14 protein-coding genes and 2 pseudogenes are annotated in these 16410 nt (G+C 55.3%); 8 read left to right on the top strand and 8 right to left on the bottom strand.

Annotation, left to right across the window (positions count from 1 at the left end):
- Window positions 1-92: 92 nt before the first annotated feature.
- Window positions 93-620 carry a TATA-box-binding protein gene (locus LPA46_RS18070; RefSeq protein ID WP_230893721.1) on the bottom strand — a complete coding sequence of 176 codons (528 nt, stop codon included), beginning with the start codon at window positions 618-620 and terminating at the stop codon, window positions 93-95.
- 446 nt (window positions 621-1066) lie between these two features.
- Between LPA46_RS18070 and LPA46_RS18075 the strand changes: the two genes are divergently transcribed.
- The 3 genes from LPA46_RS18075 (at window position 1067) to nirK (ending at window position 3719) form a co-directional block, all read left to right on the top strand.
- Window positions 1067-1675 (top strand): immunoglobulin-like domain-containing protein, encoded by a 609-nt coding sequence (locus LPA46_RS18075; RefSeq protein WP_230890248.1) that lies wholly within the window; start codon window positions 1067-1069, stop codon window positions 1673-1675.
- Window positions 1676-1903: 228 nt separating this feature from the next.
- The gene (locus LPA46_RS18080; protein WP_230890247.1) at window positions 1904-2218 is read left to right on the top strand and encodes a CGCGG family putative rSAM-modified RiPP protein; all 315 of its coding nucleotides are present in this window, start codon (window positions 1904-1906) and stop codon (window positions 2216-2218) included.
- 94 nt (window positions 2219-2312) lie between these two features.
- Window positions 2313-3719 carry a copper-containing nitrite reductase gene (gene nirK, locus LPA46_RS18085; protein WP_330166355.1) on the top strand — a complete coding sequence of 469 codons (1407 nt, stop codon included), beginning with the start codon at window positions 2313-2315 and terminating at the stop codon, window positions 3717-3719.
- A 3-nt stretch (window positions 3720-3722) separates the two neighbouring features.
- Here the strand turns inward: nirK and LPA46_RS18095 are convergent, their stop codons facing one another.
- Window positions 3723-4010, bottom strand: a complete 288-nt coding sequence (locus LPA46_RS18095; protein WP_230890246.1) for a hypothetical protein — start codon at window positions 4008-4010, stop codon at window positions 3723-3725.
- A gap of 356 nt (window positions 4011-4366) precedes the next feature.
- Between LPA46_RS18095 and LPA46_RS18100 the strand changes: the two genes are divergently transcribed.
- Window positions 4367-4675: a cupin domain-containing protein gene (locus tag LPA46_RS18100; protein ID WP_230890245.1), complete on the top strand. Its 309-nt coding sequence runs from the start codon at window positions 4367-4369 to the stop codon at window positions 4673-4675.
- Between the two features lie 424 nt (window positions 4676-5099).
- On the opposite strand, the gene LPA46_RS18105 is transcribed toward LPA46_RS18100, so the two are convergent.
- Complete coding sequence (locus tag LPA46_RS18105) at window positions 5100-6143, bottom strand: NAD(P)-dependent alcohol dehydrogenase (protein ID WP_230893722.1); 1044 nt, start codon at window positions 6141-6143, stop codon at window positions 5100-5102.
- Window positions 6144-6260: 117 nt separating this feature from the next.
- On the opposite strand from LPA46_RS18105, the gene LPA46_RS18110 reads away from it, so the two are divergent.
- A complete protein-coding gene (locus LPA46_RS18110; protein WP_230890243.1) occupies window positions 6261-7331 on the top strand; it encodes an amidohydrolase family protein in 1071 nt (356 codons plus the stop codon).
- Between the two features lie 2 nt (window positions 7332-7333).
- Window positions 7334-8116, top strand: coding sequence for an iron-sulfur cluster assembly protein (locus LPA46_RS18115; protein ID WP_230893723.1), 783 nt, complete (start codon window positions 7334-7336; stop codon window positions 8114-8116).
- A gap of 280 nt (window positions 8117-8396) precedes the next feature.
- Here LPA46_RS18115 and LPA46_RS18120 read toward each other — a convergent pair.
- The 5 genes and pseudogenes from LPA46_RS18120 to LPA46_RS18140 all read right to left on the bottom strand — a co-directional run bounded on the left by LPA46_RS18120 (window position 8397) and on the right by LPA46_RS18140 (window position 14371).
- Window positions 8397-9029, bottom strand: a pseudogene (locus LPA46_RS18120) (IS6 family transposase).
- Window positions 9030-9539: 510 nt separating this feature from the next.
- Entirely contained in the window at window positions 9540-10763 is a 1224-nt protein-coding gene (locus LPA46_RS18125) for a CaiB/BaiF CoA transferase family protein (RefSeq protein ID WP_230893724.1), read from the bottom strand.
- Between the two features lie 3 nt (window positions 10764-10766).
- Window positions 10767-11930, bottom strand: coding sequence for an acyl-CoA dehydrogenase family protein (locus LPA46_RS18130; protein ID WP_230893725.1), 1164 nt, complete (start codon window positions 11928-11930; stop codon window positions 10767-10769).
- 257 nt (window positions 11931-12187) lie between these two features.
- The gene (locus LPA46_RS18135; RefSeq protein WP_230893726.1) at window positions 12188-13399 is read right to left on the bottom strand and encodes an MFS transporter; all 1212 of its coding nucleotides are present in this window, start codon (window positions 13397-13399) and stop codon (window positions 12188-12190) included.
- Between the two features lie 195 nt (window positions 13400-13594).
- On the bottom strand, window positions 13595-14371 hold the full coding sequence (locus LPA46_RS18140; RefSeq protein ID WP_230893727.1) for a DUF7260 family protein: 777 nt from the start codon (window positions 14369-14371) through the stop codon (window positions 13595-13597).
- 175 nt (window positions 14372-14546) lie between these two features.
- Between LPA46_RS18140 and LPA46_RS18145 the strand changes: the two genes are divergently transcribed.
- Both LPA46_RS18145 and LPA46_RS18150 read left to right on the top strand, forming a co-directional pair.
- On the top strand, window positions 14547-16187 hold the full coding sequence (locus tag LPA46_RS18145) for a thiamine pyrophosphate-binding protein (protein WP_230893728.1): 1641 nt from the start codon (window positions 14547-14549) through the stop codon (window positions 16185-16187).
- Window positions 16188-16282: 95 nt separating this feature from the next.
- Window positions 16283-16410 (top strand): annotated as a pseudogene (locus LPA46_RS18150) (electron transfer flavoprotein subunit beta/FixA family protein); the annotation flags it as partial.

Here is a 16410-nt window from a genome sequence, read left to right on the forward strand (position 1 = left end):
GGCTGAGCGCCGCCGACAGCGACAGCTCCGCCTTCGATCAGCGTTGCTCAACCGTGATCGACGACTCACCACAACAAAACAGGTGGCTCAGGTCACACTAACTGGCAATGCTTTGTGAGGTACTGAGGTTTGGTCCCACCAGTAATCACGAGCTTCCCACTGCCGAAGAGGAGAACAACGACGTCGGGGTCGTCGAGGCGGTAGACGAGGCCAGGGAATTGTTCGGGTTCATACTCAATTTGCTCCAGTCCCAGGCCGATCGCAATCGCATTCAGGTTCAGTGATTGCTTGAGGTTGGCGCTGGAGACGATATTCTGTACCTCAACGGAGGGATTGCTCGCGACATCGATCCCTAACTCGCGAAGGTCCTCAAACACTATTTCGAGAGCTTCGTGGACATCGTCGACGCTTTGCGCACCGGTACAGACAACTTTCCCTGACCGGAAAATCAGCGTGGCTGACTTCGGCTCCTGAAGGCGGTAGACAACCCCAGGGAAGTCCTCTGGGTTGTACTCCGCGCCAGGGAGATCCGTTGCGAGCTGGTCAAGGGCGAGTTCTTGGCCGATATCACTGGATGCGACGACGTTCTCGATTTGAATCGTGTCCGCAAGAGCGCTCATACAGGTACATTTCGGACAACCCACTTAAAGTACGGCGGGCGGAAATTTGCACCGCTATTGAACTCCCCACTGCGACTAGATTCGAGCTTCGATCGGTCAGTACAGTAGATCTAATCGTCAAACAATTAGGTGATTACACAGCAGGGTCAAACATGCTTGACTGGAAGGGGGAATAGATGGGTCGAGACCTTTCGTTCAAAAATTTCCTGAAAGATCTGGGAATGCGGATTGGAGCTGCAGCCGTCGTCCTCAGTATTTTCTTTGGGCTGGGGTACATCAACCGAACTAACCTCTTCGGTCTTTCCAGCCTTCTTGGCGATCAGCTTGCGTTCTTTACAGTAGCGTTCCTCTTGGTTGGCGTTACCTCCATCTGTTGGATTGTGCTCCAGCGCTCCAGAAGTTAACTACAGACAAGACACTTACCGAAGCCGAGAGACCGATTCGGTATGAAACGGCGGAAAGTCCTCCTCCACGCTACCGTTGCTGTCTCGTTGACTGCAGGGTGCCTATCAACCTCCGAAACATCAATAGAGACGACTACAGAACCACAGCAGACGAATGTTGAGCCAGAAATCAAACCCCTCTCTCAGCAGCCACCGGACTCAGATGTTGACTGTAGCGACGAAGCGATGGAGCCGATTGACTTCCTGACCCGTGAGTCGTATCCCAAGCGGGCGGATGACTTTGAACTAACCGCGACAACTGAGACAGTTACTATTGGCGATGAGATTACGTTCTCGCTCCGGAATGTCGGTACCGAACGGAATTCTGTCGGAACAATCTACAAGTACACCTTCCAGCGACGTGAGGGCGACGAATGGGTGCCTGTGTACTATACGCCCAACTCAGGTTGGATTGATGACGTTAATGCTATCAGGCCCGGTGGCGGCTACGACTGGCCGTTCACGTTCAACCAAGAAGGCCTCGAACGAGAAAATCCCGGTAACGCCGACCATTACGTCTGTACGCCACTCGAACCGGGGACGTATCGGTTTCTCTACTGGGGCGTAGGGGAGGAGGCGATAGCGACAAGGTTCACCGTCGAAGCACCCTGAATCAGCTGATTGCAGTTCAAACGAGTGAGTGGCTACCCAAACCAAATCCTGTTGGTGCGAATCCGTCCTGATGCGTCGAGTAACGTCGGTAAGTCCGGAATCCTACCGAGCGGATATTTCATCAGATAATCCGGCGAATAAAAGGCGCAAGGTACGCGCACTCGATGAGAATCTCGCATAGTGGTAATTACCACCTCTCTTATGCTGTTCACCATCCAATAGTAGATTATGTCGAGCCATTCCCACGACCACGGCGATGCGGCGCCTGTCACCGACCGAACGCACGACAATTCTTGGTCCGCGAACCTGGAAAAACCACAGTACAAAGACGACCAAGCCCTCCTCGTCGAGCATGCGATCGACGCCATCGAACAGACGACCGCTGGCAACCACGTGAATCTTGTCACGCATGCCGCACACGGCCATCCTGAGTCGTATCTCTACGACCCACTCGACGAACACTTCGGTGCTAGCGACACGCACTGGGAGTACATCGAACAGTGTGGGTGTGGCGGCCACGTCCTGCGTGTCCACGTCGAGTAGCGCCAGACTCACCGCCGTCTCTTGGCGGCTGAACCAGCACCGTGGCCCCCATCTATTTAAGATGTATAGTTCAGTTTAAACTATGTCACCAGACATGAATCGCCGGGATGTCCTGAAAGGCACCGGCGCTGCTAGCCTCGGCGCGTTGGCTGGCTGTACCGCCCCCGCGGGCAAGCGCAAGCAGTCGAAAACACCGAACGCTGACGTTGACCGAGTTGCAGCAGACCCAACCGACGTCCCTGATCCCGTGGATTGGAACGAGCCGCGCCGCCACGAGATTTCGATGGAGACCGAGGAGTTGACCGCGGAGATCGCGCCCGGGAAGACGTTCGACTACATGACCTTCGACGGGCAGATTCCCGGGCCGATGATACGAGTGCGGGAAGGCGACCGCATTCACATGGAACTCACCAATCCCGAGGACAGCAATCTCCCCCACAACATCGACTTCCACGCCGCCTACGGCCCTGGTGGCGGAGCCGAAGACACAACCATCACGCCCGGTGAAACCGCCGAAATCGAATTCACGGCGATGTATCCTGGCGTCCACATATACCACTGTGCTGTCTCTGGGTTTGATCATCACATCGCCTCCGGAATGTTCGGCGCGATTCTCGTTGAGCCGAAAAACGGCCTTCCTGAGGTTGACCGAGAGTTGTACTTCGGCCAACACGAGATTTACACCGGCGAGCAGGATCAGAGCGGCGACCTCACCTTCGACTTCGACGCGATGGCCAATGAAGAACCGACGTACGTCGTCTACAACGGCGAGCCATACGCGTTCACTGAGGACAAATACGGCCCCATCGAAGTCAACACTGACGAACGCATTCGCATCTTCTTGGCGAACGGCGGCCCGAACTTCACCAGTTCCTGGCACGCCATCGGGAACGTCTGGTCGAACCTCTACCGCGACGGCGACCTCGTCTCCGATCCCGCCAGATACGTCGAAACCACATCCGTGCCACCGGGAAGCGTCTCTGCGGTCGAAATCGATACGCCCGTTCCTGGCCCGATCATGCTCGTCGACCACGCTGCCACACGGGCAGTGAAGAAGGGCGCGCTCAATATGCTTCAGGTCAACGGCGAAGAGAAACCGGAGATCTACGACGGCGGTGGTGAGGGTGGCGATGCCGGCTACGGCAAGGGGACTGACGACTTCAACGGCTGGTTCGACGACGTCGACGACTACACAGGCGTCGTCGACAAGACCGAAGTGGACCGCCCGGTGGTGGCTGTCGGTGCCGGTGGGAACGGCGGCCAGTTCGCGTTCGATCCACCCGCTATCGAAGTCTCAACGGGAACAACCGTCGTCTGGGAATGGACCGGCGAAGGCGGCTACCACAACGTCGCCCACACTGGCGACGCCTTCGAAAGCGACCTCACCCAAGAATCCGGGTACACCTTCGAACACACCTTCGACACCGAAGGCCAATACAAGTACGTCTGCACACCCCACGAAACTCTCGGCATGAAAGGCATCGTCGTCGTCACCCCCTAACCGCTACTCTTCGTTAGCTAATTTTGTGCGGATGTAGTATGGGCCTTCCCAGTTTTGGACCCATGCTGGCGCGGTTGGGTGGGATTGCAACTGGTTTGCTTCGTAGGATTTGTCCGGGAAGATCGTTCCCTCTTCGTCAGTCCCATCTTCCCAGGCGACGACGAACGTTACTGGGTCCTGGTCTTCCGCAGGGATTAGTTGCTTCTCTGATCCATCGTCTAGGTGGTCCGGTGCATCCACCCATTTCTGCGGGTTAAACGTGACCTCGATCTCTGCGTTTGTGGCTGTCATAATCTTCGCACTCCAGTATGTGTTCTAAATCAGTATTCGACGGGTGAAATAGAAGCTGGGTGAATCCCGAAACTTCAGAACCGACTGGCCCCTAAGCATTTGCGCGAAACACCATACTATGAGATATGGCACTAAATCGCCAGGATATACTAGACGTCACTAGTATCCTCGGCTTCAGCACGTTGGTGTGCTGGCCAATCGGCGAGCGCAGCTGCTTAAGATACCGATCAGGGAGTGAAAACCGGTAGTGACACTTGACCGGCAGCAGTTCTAGGTAGCGCACCACCGCTAACTGGCGTCAAACACGATCCGGTTCGGACGCTCTCAAAGAACACGAATTCGATTCCCTCAATCAAATGACGGCACAAATTCGAGCACTCGACGAACTAGACGGCAAACCGCACGCAAACCCCTTCCCGAACTCGGAACCAAAAACGATCAGACTCACTCTCGATGCCGGAGAAGCAGTCCCACCACACGCACACCCAGGCCGCCAAATCGTTTGCTACCTCGTTGAAGGCGAGCTCGAACTAACATTAGGCGACGACACCCATCAGTTGGCCGCCGGTGACATCGCACGCTTCGAAGGCGACCAACAGATTGCACCCGAAGCAATCGAAGATAGCACGGCTGTACTCGTCCTCGCGCCGGCAGCCGACAACTGATAAGTCCAGCAGCCAGCCACCCGTTGTACGGTGGCCTCGACGTCGCTAGCCAGTCGTCTGCTGTGTATGCGTACCCACGACAGTCTATTCGAGCGACGACAAGCCGCCGTTCGTCCTAGTAGAATATCGCGGAGAGACAGAATCCTTCGCCTCGAATCTTCTTGTGCCGGCGTTTTGCAGCGGTTCACCGTAGTCCGGCGGGGTCGCGCCACGGTGAAGTAACTATTTCGTCAAGCTTGTCGAGGATTCGGTTCTGCTCGGTGGGTGAGAGCGAATCAAGGCCGGGTTTGGGCCGGTTGCGGAGAATTCCCACATCCACCCTATCACTCATCGCTCGTCCCGAACGCTTCGCGCGTTTCTTCGGCGTCTATCATCTTTTCCTTGCGGGTGTCTTGCCCGGCTGTCAGGTGCAATAACGGGCCGACTAGTTTGGCGTGATGACGGCACGCCCCTCAATCTCGCCGTGTTCAAGCTTTTCGGCGACGTTGTTGATTTCCGAAAGATCATATCGCGTCGTCCGGAGGTCGACATCGCCGCGTTCGACGAGGCGGACGAGTTCTTGGAGTTCGGTGTAGCGACCGACGAGCGTGCCACGGTAGGCAAACTCGCCATCAACGAGTGCCTGTGCCGGCTCATGGATGTGGCCACCGTACCCGACGATGTGGTGGTCGCCGCCGGGTGCGACAATATCGGGGGCGTATCCAGTTGTTTCATCGGCACCGACGAAGTCAAGCACCTGTTCGGCGCCGTGGCCGTTTGTAATGTCTGCAATGGTATCGGGGATGTCCGCAGATGTCGGGTCAACCGTATAGTGGGCACCGAGCTCTTCGGCAAGTTGGCGTGCCTCTGGTTTGACATCAAGTGCGACGATGTTAGCGGCACTCATTGCGTCCAAACACTGGAGGCCGATGTGGCCAAGCCCTCCGACCCCGATGACAACTGCTGGGTCGCCAGGATTGAGTTCATCGACGGCTTTCTTGACCGCGTGGTAGGCCGTGATGCCGGCGTCGGCGTGTGGAGCAATGTCTGTGGGGTCGACGTCGTTGGGGAGCGGGATCGTTGCGCGTTCGTTTGTGAGGAGGTATTCGGCGAACCCACCGTCAGTTGTGAGTCCGGGGAACGCGAGGTTTTCGCAGTACATGTCTTCGCCGAGCCGGCATTGTCGGCACTCCCCGCAGGTTGCGACAGGGTGACAGATTACCTTGTCGCCGACTTCGACGGTTTGGACTTCGTCGCCGACCTCGACGACCTCGCCTGCGTTCTCGTGGCCGAGGGTCATGGGGAGGTCTTGGTCGACGTAGTCTGTCCACATCCCCTCGATAATGTGGTTGTCTGTTTGACACCATCCAGCGCCTTCCACTTTCACGACCACGTCGTCAGAGTGGGTTACGGCGGGTCGTTCGATGTCATCAATGCTGAGTGCGTCTCCCATCTCCTCCGTGTACTCGTGGAGTCGTGCGGCTTCCATGACTGTGAATATCTGTCGTGGCAATCTCCATAAACGTTCGGTATAAATCTGCCCCGAATCGGCAACCACATTAACAATAATGATTTTTATATGGTAGCACTACACATGGTAGGCCGTATGTATCGCACATCCGACCCAGACCAAGACGACATCTTCGTCATCGACTCCCACCTCCACTTCTGGGATGCTAGCAAAGAGAACATCATCCACGAGGGCGGCGAGGAATTCATCCGATGCTTCTACGACTACCACACCGGATTCACGCCGCCCGAGCGCGAATGGACCCTCGAAGAGTACCGCAAATACTCCCGAGAACGGATGCTAACCGACCTCTTCGAGAACGGCTCCGTCGACATGGGCATCTTCCAACCAACCCACCTCAACGAATTCTACGACCAGGGATTCAACACCGTCGACGACAACGCCGCCATCGAAGCCGACTACCCCGAACGATTCATCACAAACGGGCGCTTCGACCCCCGCGAAGGCGAAGCCGGACTCCGAGAGCTCGAACGTCAGAAAGAAGAATACGACATCGACGGCGTCAAGCTCTACACAGCTGAATGGCGCAACGACTCGAAAGGATGGCGCCTCGACAGCGAAGAAGCATTCCGCTACCTCGAAAAATGCGCGGAACTCGGCATCAAGAACGTTCACCCACACAAGGGACCGACAATTCGCCCACTTAACCGGGACGCCTTCGACGTCGCAGATGTCGACGATGCCGCAACCTCGTTCCCTGAACTCAACTTCGTCGTCGAACACGTCGGCCTCCCACGCCTCGACGACTTCTGCTGGATCGCCGCCCAAGAGCCAAACGTCTACGGCGGGCTCGCAGTCGCCGCACCAATGGCGCAAAACCGCCCTCGGAAGTTCGGCGAAATCATGGGCGAACTCCTCTACTGGCTCGGAGAGGACCGGATTTTATTCGGTAGCGACTACGCCCTCTGGAACCCCGACTGGTTAGTTGACTGCATCATGAATGCCGAGCTCACCGAGGAGCAACGCGACGAGTACGGCGTCGAACTTTCAACTGACGTGATGCGGAAGATCATGGGCGAAAACGCAGCCCGCCTCTACGATATCGACATCGAGGAAAAGAAAGCACAACTCCAGGACGACGCCATCACCGAAGAATTCGACCTTGCGGCGCACTACACCGACGATACCCCCTCGACAGCCGACTAACGATGACACCCGAATCCACAGACAAACAAGCTGATGGCATCCCGACGCCCGATCGCATTCGGTCAGTATTAGAGCCCGTTACTGACCCTGAACTCGACCGCTCCATCGTCACACTCGGCTACATCGACGATATCCACATCGAAGACAGCGAGAACACCACGCACGTCCACGTCGCGGTCACGCTCCCGACGGCATGGTGTTCGCCGGCATTCGCGTGGATGATGACAGCCGATGCCCGCGATGCTATCGAGGGGCTCACGTCGGTCGATAACTGCACTATTGAACTCCGCGAGCACATGCACAAGACAGAGGTCAACCACGGCGTCAACAATCGACTCTCATTCGCTGAAGCGTTCCCGGACGCCGAAGACGGCATCACTGCTCTCCGCTCAACCCTCGACGAAAAAGCCGTTATCTCCAGGCAATACGGGGCTGTCGAATCGCTTCTTGACGCCGGTCTTACCCTTGAACAGATCGCGCGCCTTGAACGAAGCGACCTCAACCAAGACGCCGCCGAAGACCGGATTGCCGTCGACGTCCCCGGCGCAGCCTTCACAGTCGTGGCATCGGCAGCCGAGATTGACCGATATCTGGCAAAAGCCCGTTCGCTTGGCTATTTCGCGGACTCCGACCGGCTGTTCCGGACGCCGGACGGCGATCCCATCGCGCCTGACAACGCCGAACTCATCCACCGGCGTGCACGCCTCGCACAAGTCAACATGGACGGCCAAGGCGGCGTCTGCGATGCCCTCCACCAAGCACGCCAGTCCGAACCCTCTGACTGAGCCAACCCGGCAGTTCTCTACTAATTCGAACGATCATTCCCGCCGCACGTTCTCTCGTCTACTTCGTTCAGTCGCGTTCCCACTCGCCGGTTCCCGGCCGCGCAAGGTTGTATCGGTTACGCGCTCGAAACTCCGAGCTGCTCCACCCACAACTCGGACAATCACCGTTATCGTACTCGAATTGATCCCCACACCGGAGACACCGGACACCATCTGAACCCATGTGTTATCGTACCACAACCATGTACTTCAACATCCGGGGTGGTGCGTCGGGTAGTGTTCAGATAAGCTGATTCCATGCGAAGGCGAACGATTTCAACCACTCGTCAACAGTTTCTGCTTCGGCGTTGCTAAAATAGTTTGAAAAACAGAGGGTTCTTCTTTTTACCTTTCTAAAGACATGCTCGACGCTATTCCGATTTCTATGGCGTTCATATCTGAAATCGAGGCCGTGACGAGAGCATGCGTCTTGGAGCGGTGCCGATCCATCAACGAGAAACACGGTGTCATCGACGCCGTGTTTCTCGCGGAATTCAGCGAAGAACGTGTGAGCGAAACGTTGGTTATCACCGGATCAAGCTTCGTATGGAGAATTCGTCTGACTCAGGACCGACAGCAGCGTACAGCCAATATCGTTCGTCACCGAGCTGGATCACGGTCTCATCGGCCGCCACGTGATCTGGATTTTGCCCCTTCTTCGGCTGTAGCTCTGCCTTGTGAGCCCAGTTATGAACGGTTGAACGCGCTCCTCAACACCGAATACCGCAAGAATAGAAACTGTATTCAAAAATGATAGTACAGTAAGATGGAACTGAATACTGAGCTTCATCAGCAGCTGTAGTGTCGCTTCTCGTTCAACAAACGATAAGTCGATCTGGTCTAAACAACCGCTGTGGCGGGCGTTTTCTGACATAAATACTTGAAAACCACTCCACTTCGCTTTTCAATCCTTATCTGAACACTGCCGTTCGGTGAGCCACAGCGCATACGGCAGTGATTGCTCAGTAACGTACACGTAAACAGCGTCGCGCGCCGTGAGCTCCATGAATTCCGCCTCGTAGTTCGCTGGATTGTTTCAAGCAGCCCCGATTCCATAACAATCTCCAGCTCAAAGCCACCGACTTCCAGATGCGGCCGCAGAGTCTCGAAATACTCCTCGCGGACAACCGGCGCGGTCGCCGTCATTTTATTCACCTCCGGTAAAATTGCCGAACCCAACTGAAACTATTACTTAACGAGGAAGTCCGCCGTTCTATCATTATAGAGGAATGTTAACGGCGTTTCTATGACAAACCGGCTGGAATCAGAGTTCAATCGCCGCAAGGCCGTCACGAGATACTGGGCGTGGTCAATTAGAAACACAGCAAAGCGCCACCCTCAACCAGCGAGTCCGTCTGGGCGAGCGGAATCGGATAGGGATCAGTTACCCGATAATATCTCGGTCATCGAGATTGGCGATCGTCTCACTGTCATATCCGAACTCGTGGAGGATCTCTTCAGTGTGTTCACCGAGCAACGGTGGATGACGCTCAATTGCGGTTGGTGTCTGTGAGAAGTGCATCGGACTACCTGCCATCTTCATCTGGCCGATTGTTGGGTGCTCGACTGTTTGCTGCATGTTTCGAGCTCTCACCTGTGGGTTATCGAACACTTCCTCCATATCCCGGACTCGACTGGCCGGGACACCAGCTTCCTCCATCCGTGCAACCGCCTCTGCAGTTGAATACTGTGCGAACTCATCGTCTAGGATTTGATCAAGCTCCGACCGGTTTTCGACACGATCAGCATTAACCGCAAAGCGTTCATCATCGATTAGATCCTCTCGATCAAGCGCCCGGCAAAACTTCGGCCAAAGATTCTCGGAGGCAGTCGCAACGACAACATACCCATCAGTAGTCTCGAACGCCTGATACGGCGCAATTGTCGGATGCTTACTCCCCATTCGACCGGGTGGATCCCCGGTCGCGAAATAATTGGAAGCCATGTAACTCATCCAGGCTACCTGCCCGTCCAGGAGACTCACGTCGATTTTTTGACCACCACTATCACCAAGTTCGCGATAGAGAAGCGCCGCGAGAATCGCCTGCGTCGCGTACATGCCAGCACCGATATCAGCGATGGCTACTCCAACGCGAACTGGTGGCCCATTCTCCTCACCAGTAATACTCATCATACCCCCCTCAGCTTGCATCATAATGTCATAGGCCGGCCGGTCTTTCTGTGGGCCCCACTCCCCGTAGCCGGAGAGCGAACAATACACTAAATCCGGATTACGTTCTTTAAGCGTCGAATAATCAAGCCCCCACTCCTCCATTTTCCCAACCCGAAAGTTCTCGACTAGAACATCAGCCTCGGAGGCTAGATCACGGAACACCTCACGACCGTCCTCACTAGCCAGATTCAGCGTTACTGAACGCTTATTTCGGTTGATGCTGACATAGTAGGCACTCTCCTCGCCGTAGGTTGGTGGATGCCATCCCCTCGTTTGATCTCCACCATCTGGCCGTTCAACCTTGATGACGTCCGCCCCTAAGTCGCCAAGCTGCATCGTGCAGAATGGGCCTACGAGGACCCGCGAGGCATCAAGAACGGTTAGGCCATCGAGGGGCTGCTCATCGCTGCTGGGGTTGCGTGCTTCACCGGTCATTAATTACTGATAAGCTTTGAGTCCAGTAAGGTCTTCGCCGAGGATCAGCGTGTGAATGTCGTGGGTGCCTTCGTAGGTGTAGACGGTTTCCATGTTCGTCATGTGGCGCATCGGCGAGTAGTCCGTGGTGATGCCATTCCCGCCCAGCATCTCCCGGGCAACCCGTGACTGGTCGCGGGCCATCCGGACGTTGTTGCGTTTCGCCATCGAGACATGCTGGGGGCGCATGTCGCCGCGCTCCTTGAGGTCCGCGAGACGGTGAGCGAGCAGCTGTGCGAGCGTAATCTGGGTCGCCATCTCCGCGAGGTTCTGTTGCTGGAGTTGGAAGCCGCCGATTGGTTTGCCGAACTGCTCGCGTTCCGTCGCGTACTCGCGAGCGGTCTCGAAGCAGTCCCGGGCCGCGCCGACCGCCCCCCATGCGATGCCGTAGCGCGCCTGCGTCAGACACGACAGCGGCCCCTTCATTCCCTCTACTCCGGGCAGTATGTTCTCTTCGGGAATGAACACATCATTAAGGCTGATCTCGCCCGTGATGGATGCACGGAGGCTGAGCTTGTCGTCGATTTTGTTCGTGCTAACACCGTCGCGGTCAGTCTCCACAAGGAATCCGCGGACAGGAGTATCTGAATCAGTCTGGTCCCTGGCCCAGACGATGGCTACGTCGGCGATGGGTGAGTTCGTAATCCACGTTTTCGACCCGTTTAGCACATACCCGTTTTCTGCCTCTTCAGCACGCGTTTCCATTGCCGTCGGATTTGAGCCATGTTCGGGTTCGGTGAGACCGAAGCAGCCGACTGCTTCGCCACTCCCTAGTTTCGGGAGCCATTTGTCTTTCTGCGCTTCAGACCCGTAGGCATGAATTGGATACATCACGAGCGCGCCTTGCACGCTCGCCATTGACCGTAGCCCCGAATCGCAGGCTTCCAACTCCTGCATCAACAGTCCATATGCCTTCTCGCTAACGTTAGGTGATCCATATCCTTCCAAATTCGGCGCGTAGAAACCCATCTCACCCATCTCCGGAATTAGATCCGTTGGGAACGACCCCTCAATCCAATGTTCGCCAATATCTGGCTGAACTGTTTCGCTGACGAACTCTCGAGCCGCCTCTTGGATCATTCGCTCTTCTTCCGAGAGATCCGCCTCTAAGTCGACATAGTCTAGCATTAATCTCATAGACCCAGACAATATTTAATAAAAGTTTGTATTTAATGTAGACTCTCTGAACATCTTGACCGGACCACGTTCGATACTGTATTCCTCAATACTAGAGAAGGTATTCGAAAATGGAAGGTCAGTAAGATGGAGTGGAATACTGAGTTTCAAGCCCGCCACGAGTAGTAGCCAGAGCGGGAGTTCACTGACAAACCCACCCCTTTCGGGGAGGTGGTTGGCGTGAATACTGGGAATGAATCTTGAGGACGTCACCGATCGCTTCCGTTGGGCATTCGGTAGGTGAGTCCAATAACGATAAGCATCACGCCAGAAAGAACGACGTAGCCTGTATCGAAATAGCCATGGTCACCAACCACGCCGAAGATAACCGGGCCAGTAGCCGCTAGTGATGCTGTGAGCGTTCTAATGACACCTAGTCCCGTTCCTTTCATCTCCTCGGTGAACGCTTCCGCAATAAATGACTGGGTAATCGCCCCAGCTCCGAGCATAGTACTAATAAGCGCAGTAACTCCAACGAGTAGCCAGGTGCCATTTATAAACGGGAGGAGTAAGAAGCCTGCGCTCGCTGGCAGCAGAATACCGATAAGTGACCGACGAATTCCGATTCGGTCATAGGCTGTCCCGGAGAGCGGCTTTACGAGAACACCGACGGCAAAGAAGAGTCCGAAGAGAATGCTCGCCTGTTGCGAGGATAGTCCTTTCACTGACGTGAGGTAAGTCGGGTAGAATGCGGTAAATGACTGCCAGATAAACATATACAGGAAGAAGATGACAGTGATAAATCCAAGCGCCGGGTCTCGAAGTTCTGCGAAGACACCAACAGCATCCCGCAACGACTGCGACTTTCCCGAGTCCGTTGCCGAGTCCTGTTGTGGCGATGTAGCATATATTAAAATTCCAGAGATGACCAGTAGCGGGGGGATAAATCCGAGTCCAGCCTGCCAGGCGATTGACGCGGCGAGAATGGCGGCAACCGGTGGGAGGGCAGTCTGACCGATGTCTCCCATAGCCATTGTGACGCCGAGTGCGCTGCCAAGACGTTGCGTGTAGAGCTTCGAGAGAATCGTGATTCGAGCGATTGGGTACAGTGAGTGGCCTAATCCCCAAACAGCGGTTGCCAGAAACAAGATGACTGGCGACGAGGACGTGACAACGAGACTAAGGGCGCCCGCAACGACAATCACGCTCGCAGCCATGAGTTTGCGTTCATCGTATTGGTCTGCAAGTATTCCGCCGGGTAATTGACCGATCGCAGCAAAAAACCATAACACAGTCACGAGAAAGCCGGCGATCGTGAGGCTGAGGCCGTAATCAGATTGAAGATATGGAATGATGACGGGATACACCATCCGTCCACCGTTTAATAGCCCCCAGCCGATCGCAACTGCGGCAAGCGAGATTCCTTTCCCACCACCCCATAACGCCGCTATTTCTTTCCGCATCTCGGTTCGAAAACTCATTAGGATTTAATTGAACCAGACAGCCAATTAACTATAGTCCCTGTGCTTTGCCTTGGACAGCACTGTCCTATCTGTCAACTGCCCCGCGCACGATGGCACGGGGCTTGTCAGTGAACTCGGCCTCTGCCCCGATTAGGGGGACGGGACGAATCCCCGGTTCGGCGTCACTACTCCTGACTTCAGGGCGAGTTGAAGTCAACCACGTGCAGAACTTGTTGTTTCGGGATTCGTTGAGTATTCAAGACTGACTACTTCTCGCGTCCGTGCGACCGCGGTTAGCACCGGATACGTCCATGGTTTGTCCTCATAGAGGTATGCACACAGGGAGTGGTGGTCAATTTTGGGAAGAGAGCCACGCTCCTGAATCGTTTGCTGGCGGCGCTCTGCAACCGTATCTAGCTGTTCGGTAAACGACTCGCGGTGCCATTCCGGGATTATCGTTGTGTCGAGCGCAGCGGAGACCTCCAAGAGATCGGCCCGCGCCGATTCAAGTGACTGGATTTCAGTTTCGAGGATCCTGATGAATTCCTCGCGTTTGCGAATCGCTTGCGTTGCCCTTGCCTCGAGTGTGTTCTTGTACGGTAGGGTGAATGACATCGACGATTCGGGTCGGATATTTACAGCGACAGCTGCGCCGAACTCGTTGGCGAAATGTTCGACGAGCGATTCGCCGTACGCGTCATCGTAATGTGGGATACTCAGAACAGTTTCTCGGTAAGCGGTGCGAACGCGGTTGACTTGGTTGGTCGTGGACGCGCGACCAGTAATCCGCATCGCTCGGTCTGGTGGCGTCGGCGCCGGGTCGATGCCCCCAAGACGCTCACGGAACTTCTCAAATGCTTCCTGTTCGACATTCACTTCCTTGCGTTCCTGGTTGACAAGGTGTGTAGCCGCTGACAGCGGCGCAAGAACGTACTGTTGGAGGGAATCCACGAAGTACTGCGGGCTCCGCTCGCTGCTTGTGTTACTCATACACGTGCTATTCAGTAACGTGGTACAAAAAATTATCTGAACTGAGGTGCTGAGGCCTTTTCCTTGACGATCGAGTAGGGAGAGGATACCGCGTCCATCTGGGACTAGGTTTTTTATACTCTACCAGATAACTGAAAGCTGATGCCCGTGAACTTCCGAAAACAGAGGGTGTTGTATGACTGTTGGTGATGAGGTAGTCAAGCGCCTTTCGGCGGAAGGCGTCGAAACTATCTTCGGCATCCCAGGCAAGCAGACGCTCCCGCTGAATAAGGCCATGAATGAATTTGGGATCGAGTTCGTTATGGCGCGCCACGAGACTGCGGTTTCTCATAATGCATGGGGATATGCTGAGTCAAGTGGTGAAGTTGCGGGTACGGTTGTCATCCCTGGGCCAGGTGATATGAATGCAATGAACGGACTGAAGAATGCATTAAATGACTGTACCCCGTTAATCCATATTGCCGTCGAAACCGAACCAGAGGTCCGGGGTGGTGACGGAATTCATGAAACACCACCAGATACCTATGATAACGTGGTGAAGGAGAATTACCTCGTTGAGGAACCACAAGCAGCAGCGCCGATTGTTGCCGAAGCAGTTCGGACTGCTCGAACCGCGCCAAAGGGCCCAGTCCGCGTGGGCATTCCTAAGAACTTCCTCACGATGGACGTGCCGCAAGCGGCACCATCAGATACTACCCCTCCAAAACCACGACAGCCAGATGTTGATGCTGTAGATACGGCTGCTAGTCTCCTCGCGGATGCTGACGAACCGGTTATTGTCATTGGCGGCGGGGTTCGCGCATCGGGGGCTACAGATAGCCTCCTTGCTCTTGCAGAGCGCCTTAACTCGCCAGTGCTAGCGACATACAAAGGGAAAGGTGGATTCCCGGAAGATCATCCCCTCTCTGCCGGTGTCCTTTGCGGGGGTACTAGCCCTGAAGTGGCCGAAGTGTTGGCTGAATCAGATGTGGCGCTAGCCGTCGGAACTGACTTCGACGCCGTATCAACCGGTCAATGGAGTCTCGATGTCCCGGAAGATCTGATTCACGTCACGCTTGACCCGAACGACATTGGAACTGGCTATGAACCATCCGTTGCGTTGGTCGCGGATGCAGATACGACACTTTCCATGCTGTCTGATGAGGTGCCCCAGAAAGAGGGAACGGGCGCCGAACGCGCACGCACTGCGCGAAACTCAGATGAAAACCGAATCAAGGAGTTAATTGACGGAGATGAACCACCGCTTACCTCGCCGACAGCATTACGAGCGGTGCGATCCGCGATATCGGAAGACACCATCGTTACTGCAGACGCTGGCGGGTTCCGGCTCTGGACGCTTGTCTCATTCCCTGCGTTCGGTCCACGGTCCTACGTTAATCCCGGGTCGTGGGCAACCATGGGAACTGGTCTCCCGTCTGCTATCGGTGCGAAGACCGCAAATCCAGATTCCGACGTAGTAGCCTTGACTGGTGATGGTGGTCTACTAATGTGTGTTCACGAATTGCATACTCTAGCAGCCGAAAATATCGACGTTACCGTAGTTGTATTCGCAAATCAAGACTACGCGATCATCAGCGAGGAAGCTGAACGAAGTTACGGCTTAGAGGATATGACGTACGGATGGCCACGTGCATCTTTGTCGTTTGACCTCATCGCCGAAGGGATGGGAATCGAGGTAATGAACGCGGAAACGTCAACCGAGATCGAGGAGACGGTCGCCGAAGCGGTTGAAAGTGAGGGGCCCACACTCGTCGAAGTCCCCACTGATCCAACAGAACCCCAGGCTAGCGAGTGGATGACACGCCCCCAGAACTAGTCATCTAATTAACTCTTCTGCCGGTGCACACTGGGTGTATCTCACCCCCACATTTAATAGTAAAACTTAACAATACAGCAGAATTCCGCTGTGGTGTGAAGGTACTTGTCACTGTCAAGGAGGTCGCTACTGTCGAGGACGACTTCGAGATTTCCGGCACGGAAATCGAGAGCCGGTATCTCGACTACGACCTCAACGAGTGGGACGACTACGCCGTCGAGGA

Source organism: Halobacterium sp. KA-6, from assembly GCF_021029015.1.
Taxonomy (GTDB): domain Archaea; phylum Halobacteriota; class Halobacteria; order Halobacteriales; family Halobacteriaceae; genus Halobacterium.

Excerpts from the sequence above, each read along its gene's own strand:
- LPA46_RS18070 (WP_230893721.1), bottom strand. The coding sequence starts at position 620 with ATGAGCGCTCTTGCGGACACGATTCAAATCGAGAACGTCGTCGCATCC.
- LPA46_RS18075 (WP_230890248.1), top strand. The coding sequence starts at position 1,067 with ATGAAACGGCGGAAAGTCCTCCTCCACGCTACCGTTGCTGTCTCGTTG.
- LPA46_RS18080 (WP_230890247.1), top strand. The coding sequence starts at position 1,904 with ATGTCGAGCCATTCCCACGACCACGGCGATGCGGCGCCTGTCACCGAC.
- nirK (WP_330166355.1), top strand. The coding sequence starts at position 2,313 with ATGAATCGCCGGGATGTCCTGAAAGGCACCGGCGCTGCTAGCCTCGGC.
- LPA46_RS18095 (WP_230890246.1), bottom strand. The coding sequence starts at position 4,010 with ATGACAGCCACAAACGCAGAGATCGAGGTCACGTTTAACCCGCAGAAA.
- LPA46_RS18100 (WP_230890245.1), top strand. The coding sequence starts at position 4,367 with ATGACGGCACAAATTCGAGCACTCGACGAACTAGACGGCAAACCGCAC.
- LPA46_RS18105 (WP_230893722.1), bottom strand. The coding sequence starts at position 6,143 with ATGGAAGCCGCACGACTCCACGAGTACACGGAGGAGATGGGAGACGCA.
- LPA46_RS18110 (WP_230890243.1), top strand. The coding sequence starts at position 6,261 with ATGTATCGCACATCCGACCCAGACCAAGACGACATCTTCGTCATCGAC.
- LPA46_RS18115 (WP_230893723.1), top strand. The coding sequence starts at position 7,334 with ATGACACCCGAATCCACAGACAAACAAGCTGATGGCATCCCGACGCCC.
- LPA46_RS18125 (WP_230893724.1), bottom strand. The coding sequence starts at position 10,763 with ATGACCGGTGAAGCACGCAACCCCAGCAGCGATGAGCAGCCCCTCGAT.
- LPA46_RS18130 (WP_230893725.1), bottom strand. The coding sequence starts at position 11,930 with ATGCTAGACTATGTCGACTTAGAGGCGGATCTCTCGGAAGAAGAGCGA.
- LPA46_RS18135 (WP_230893726.1), bottom strand. The coding sequence starts at position 13,399 with ATGAGTTTTCGAACCGAGATGCGGAAAGAAATAGCGGCGTTATGGGGT.
- LPA46_RS18140 (WP_230893727.1), bottom strand. The coding sequence starts at position 14,371 with ATGAGTAACACAAGCAGCGAGCGGAGCCCGCAGTACTTCGTGGATTCC.
- LPA46_RS18145 (WP_230893728.1), top strand. The coding sequence starts at position 14,547 with ATGACTGTTGGTGATGAGGTAGTCAAGCGCCTTTCGGCGGAAGGCGTC.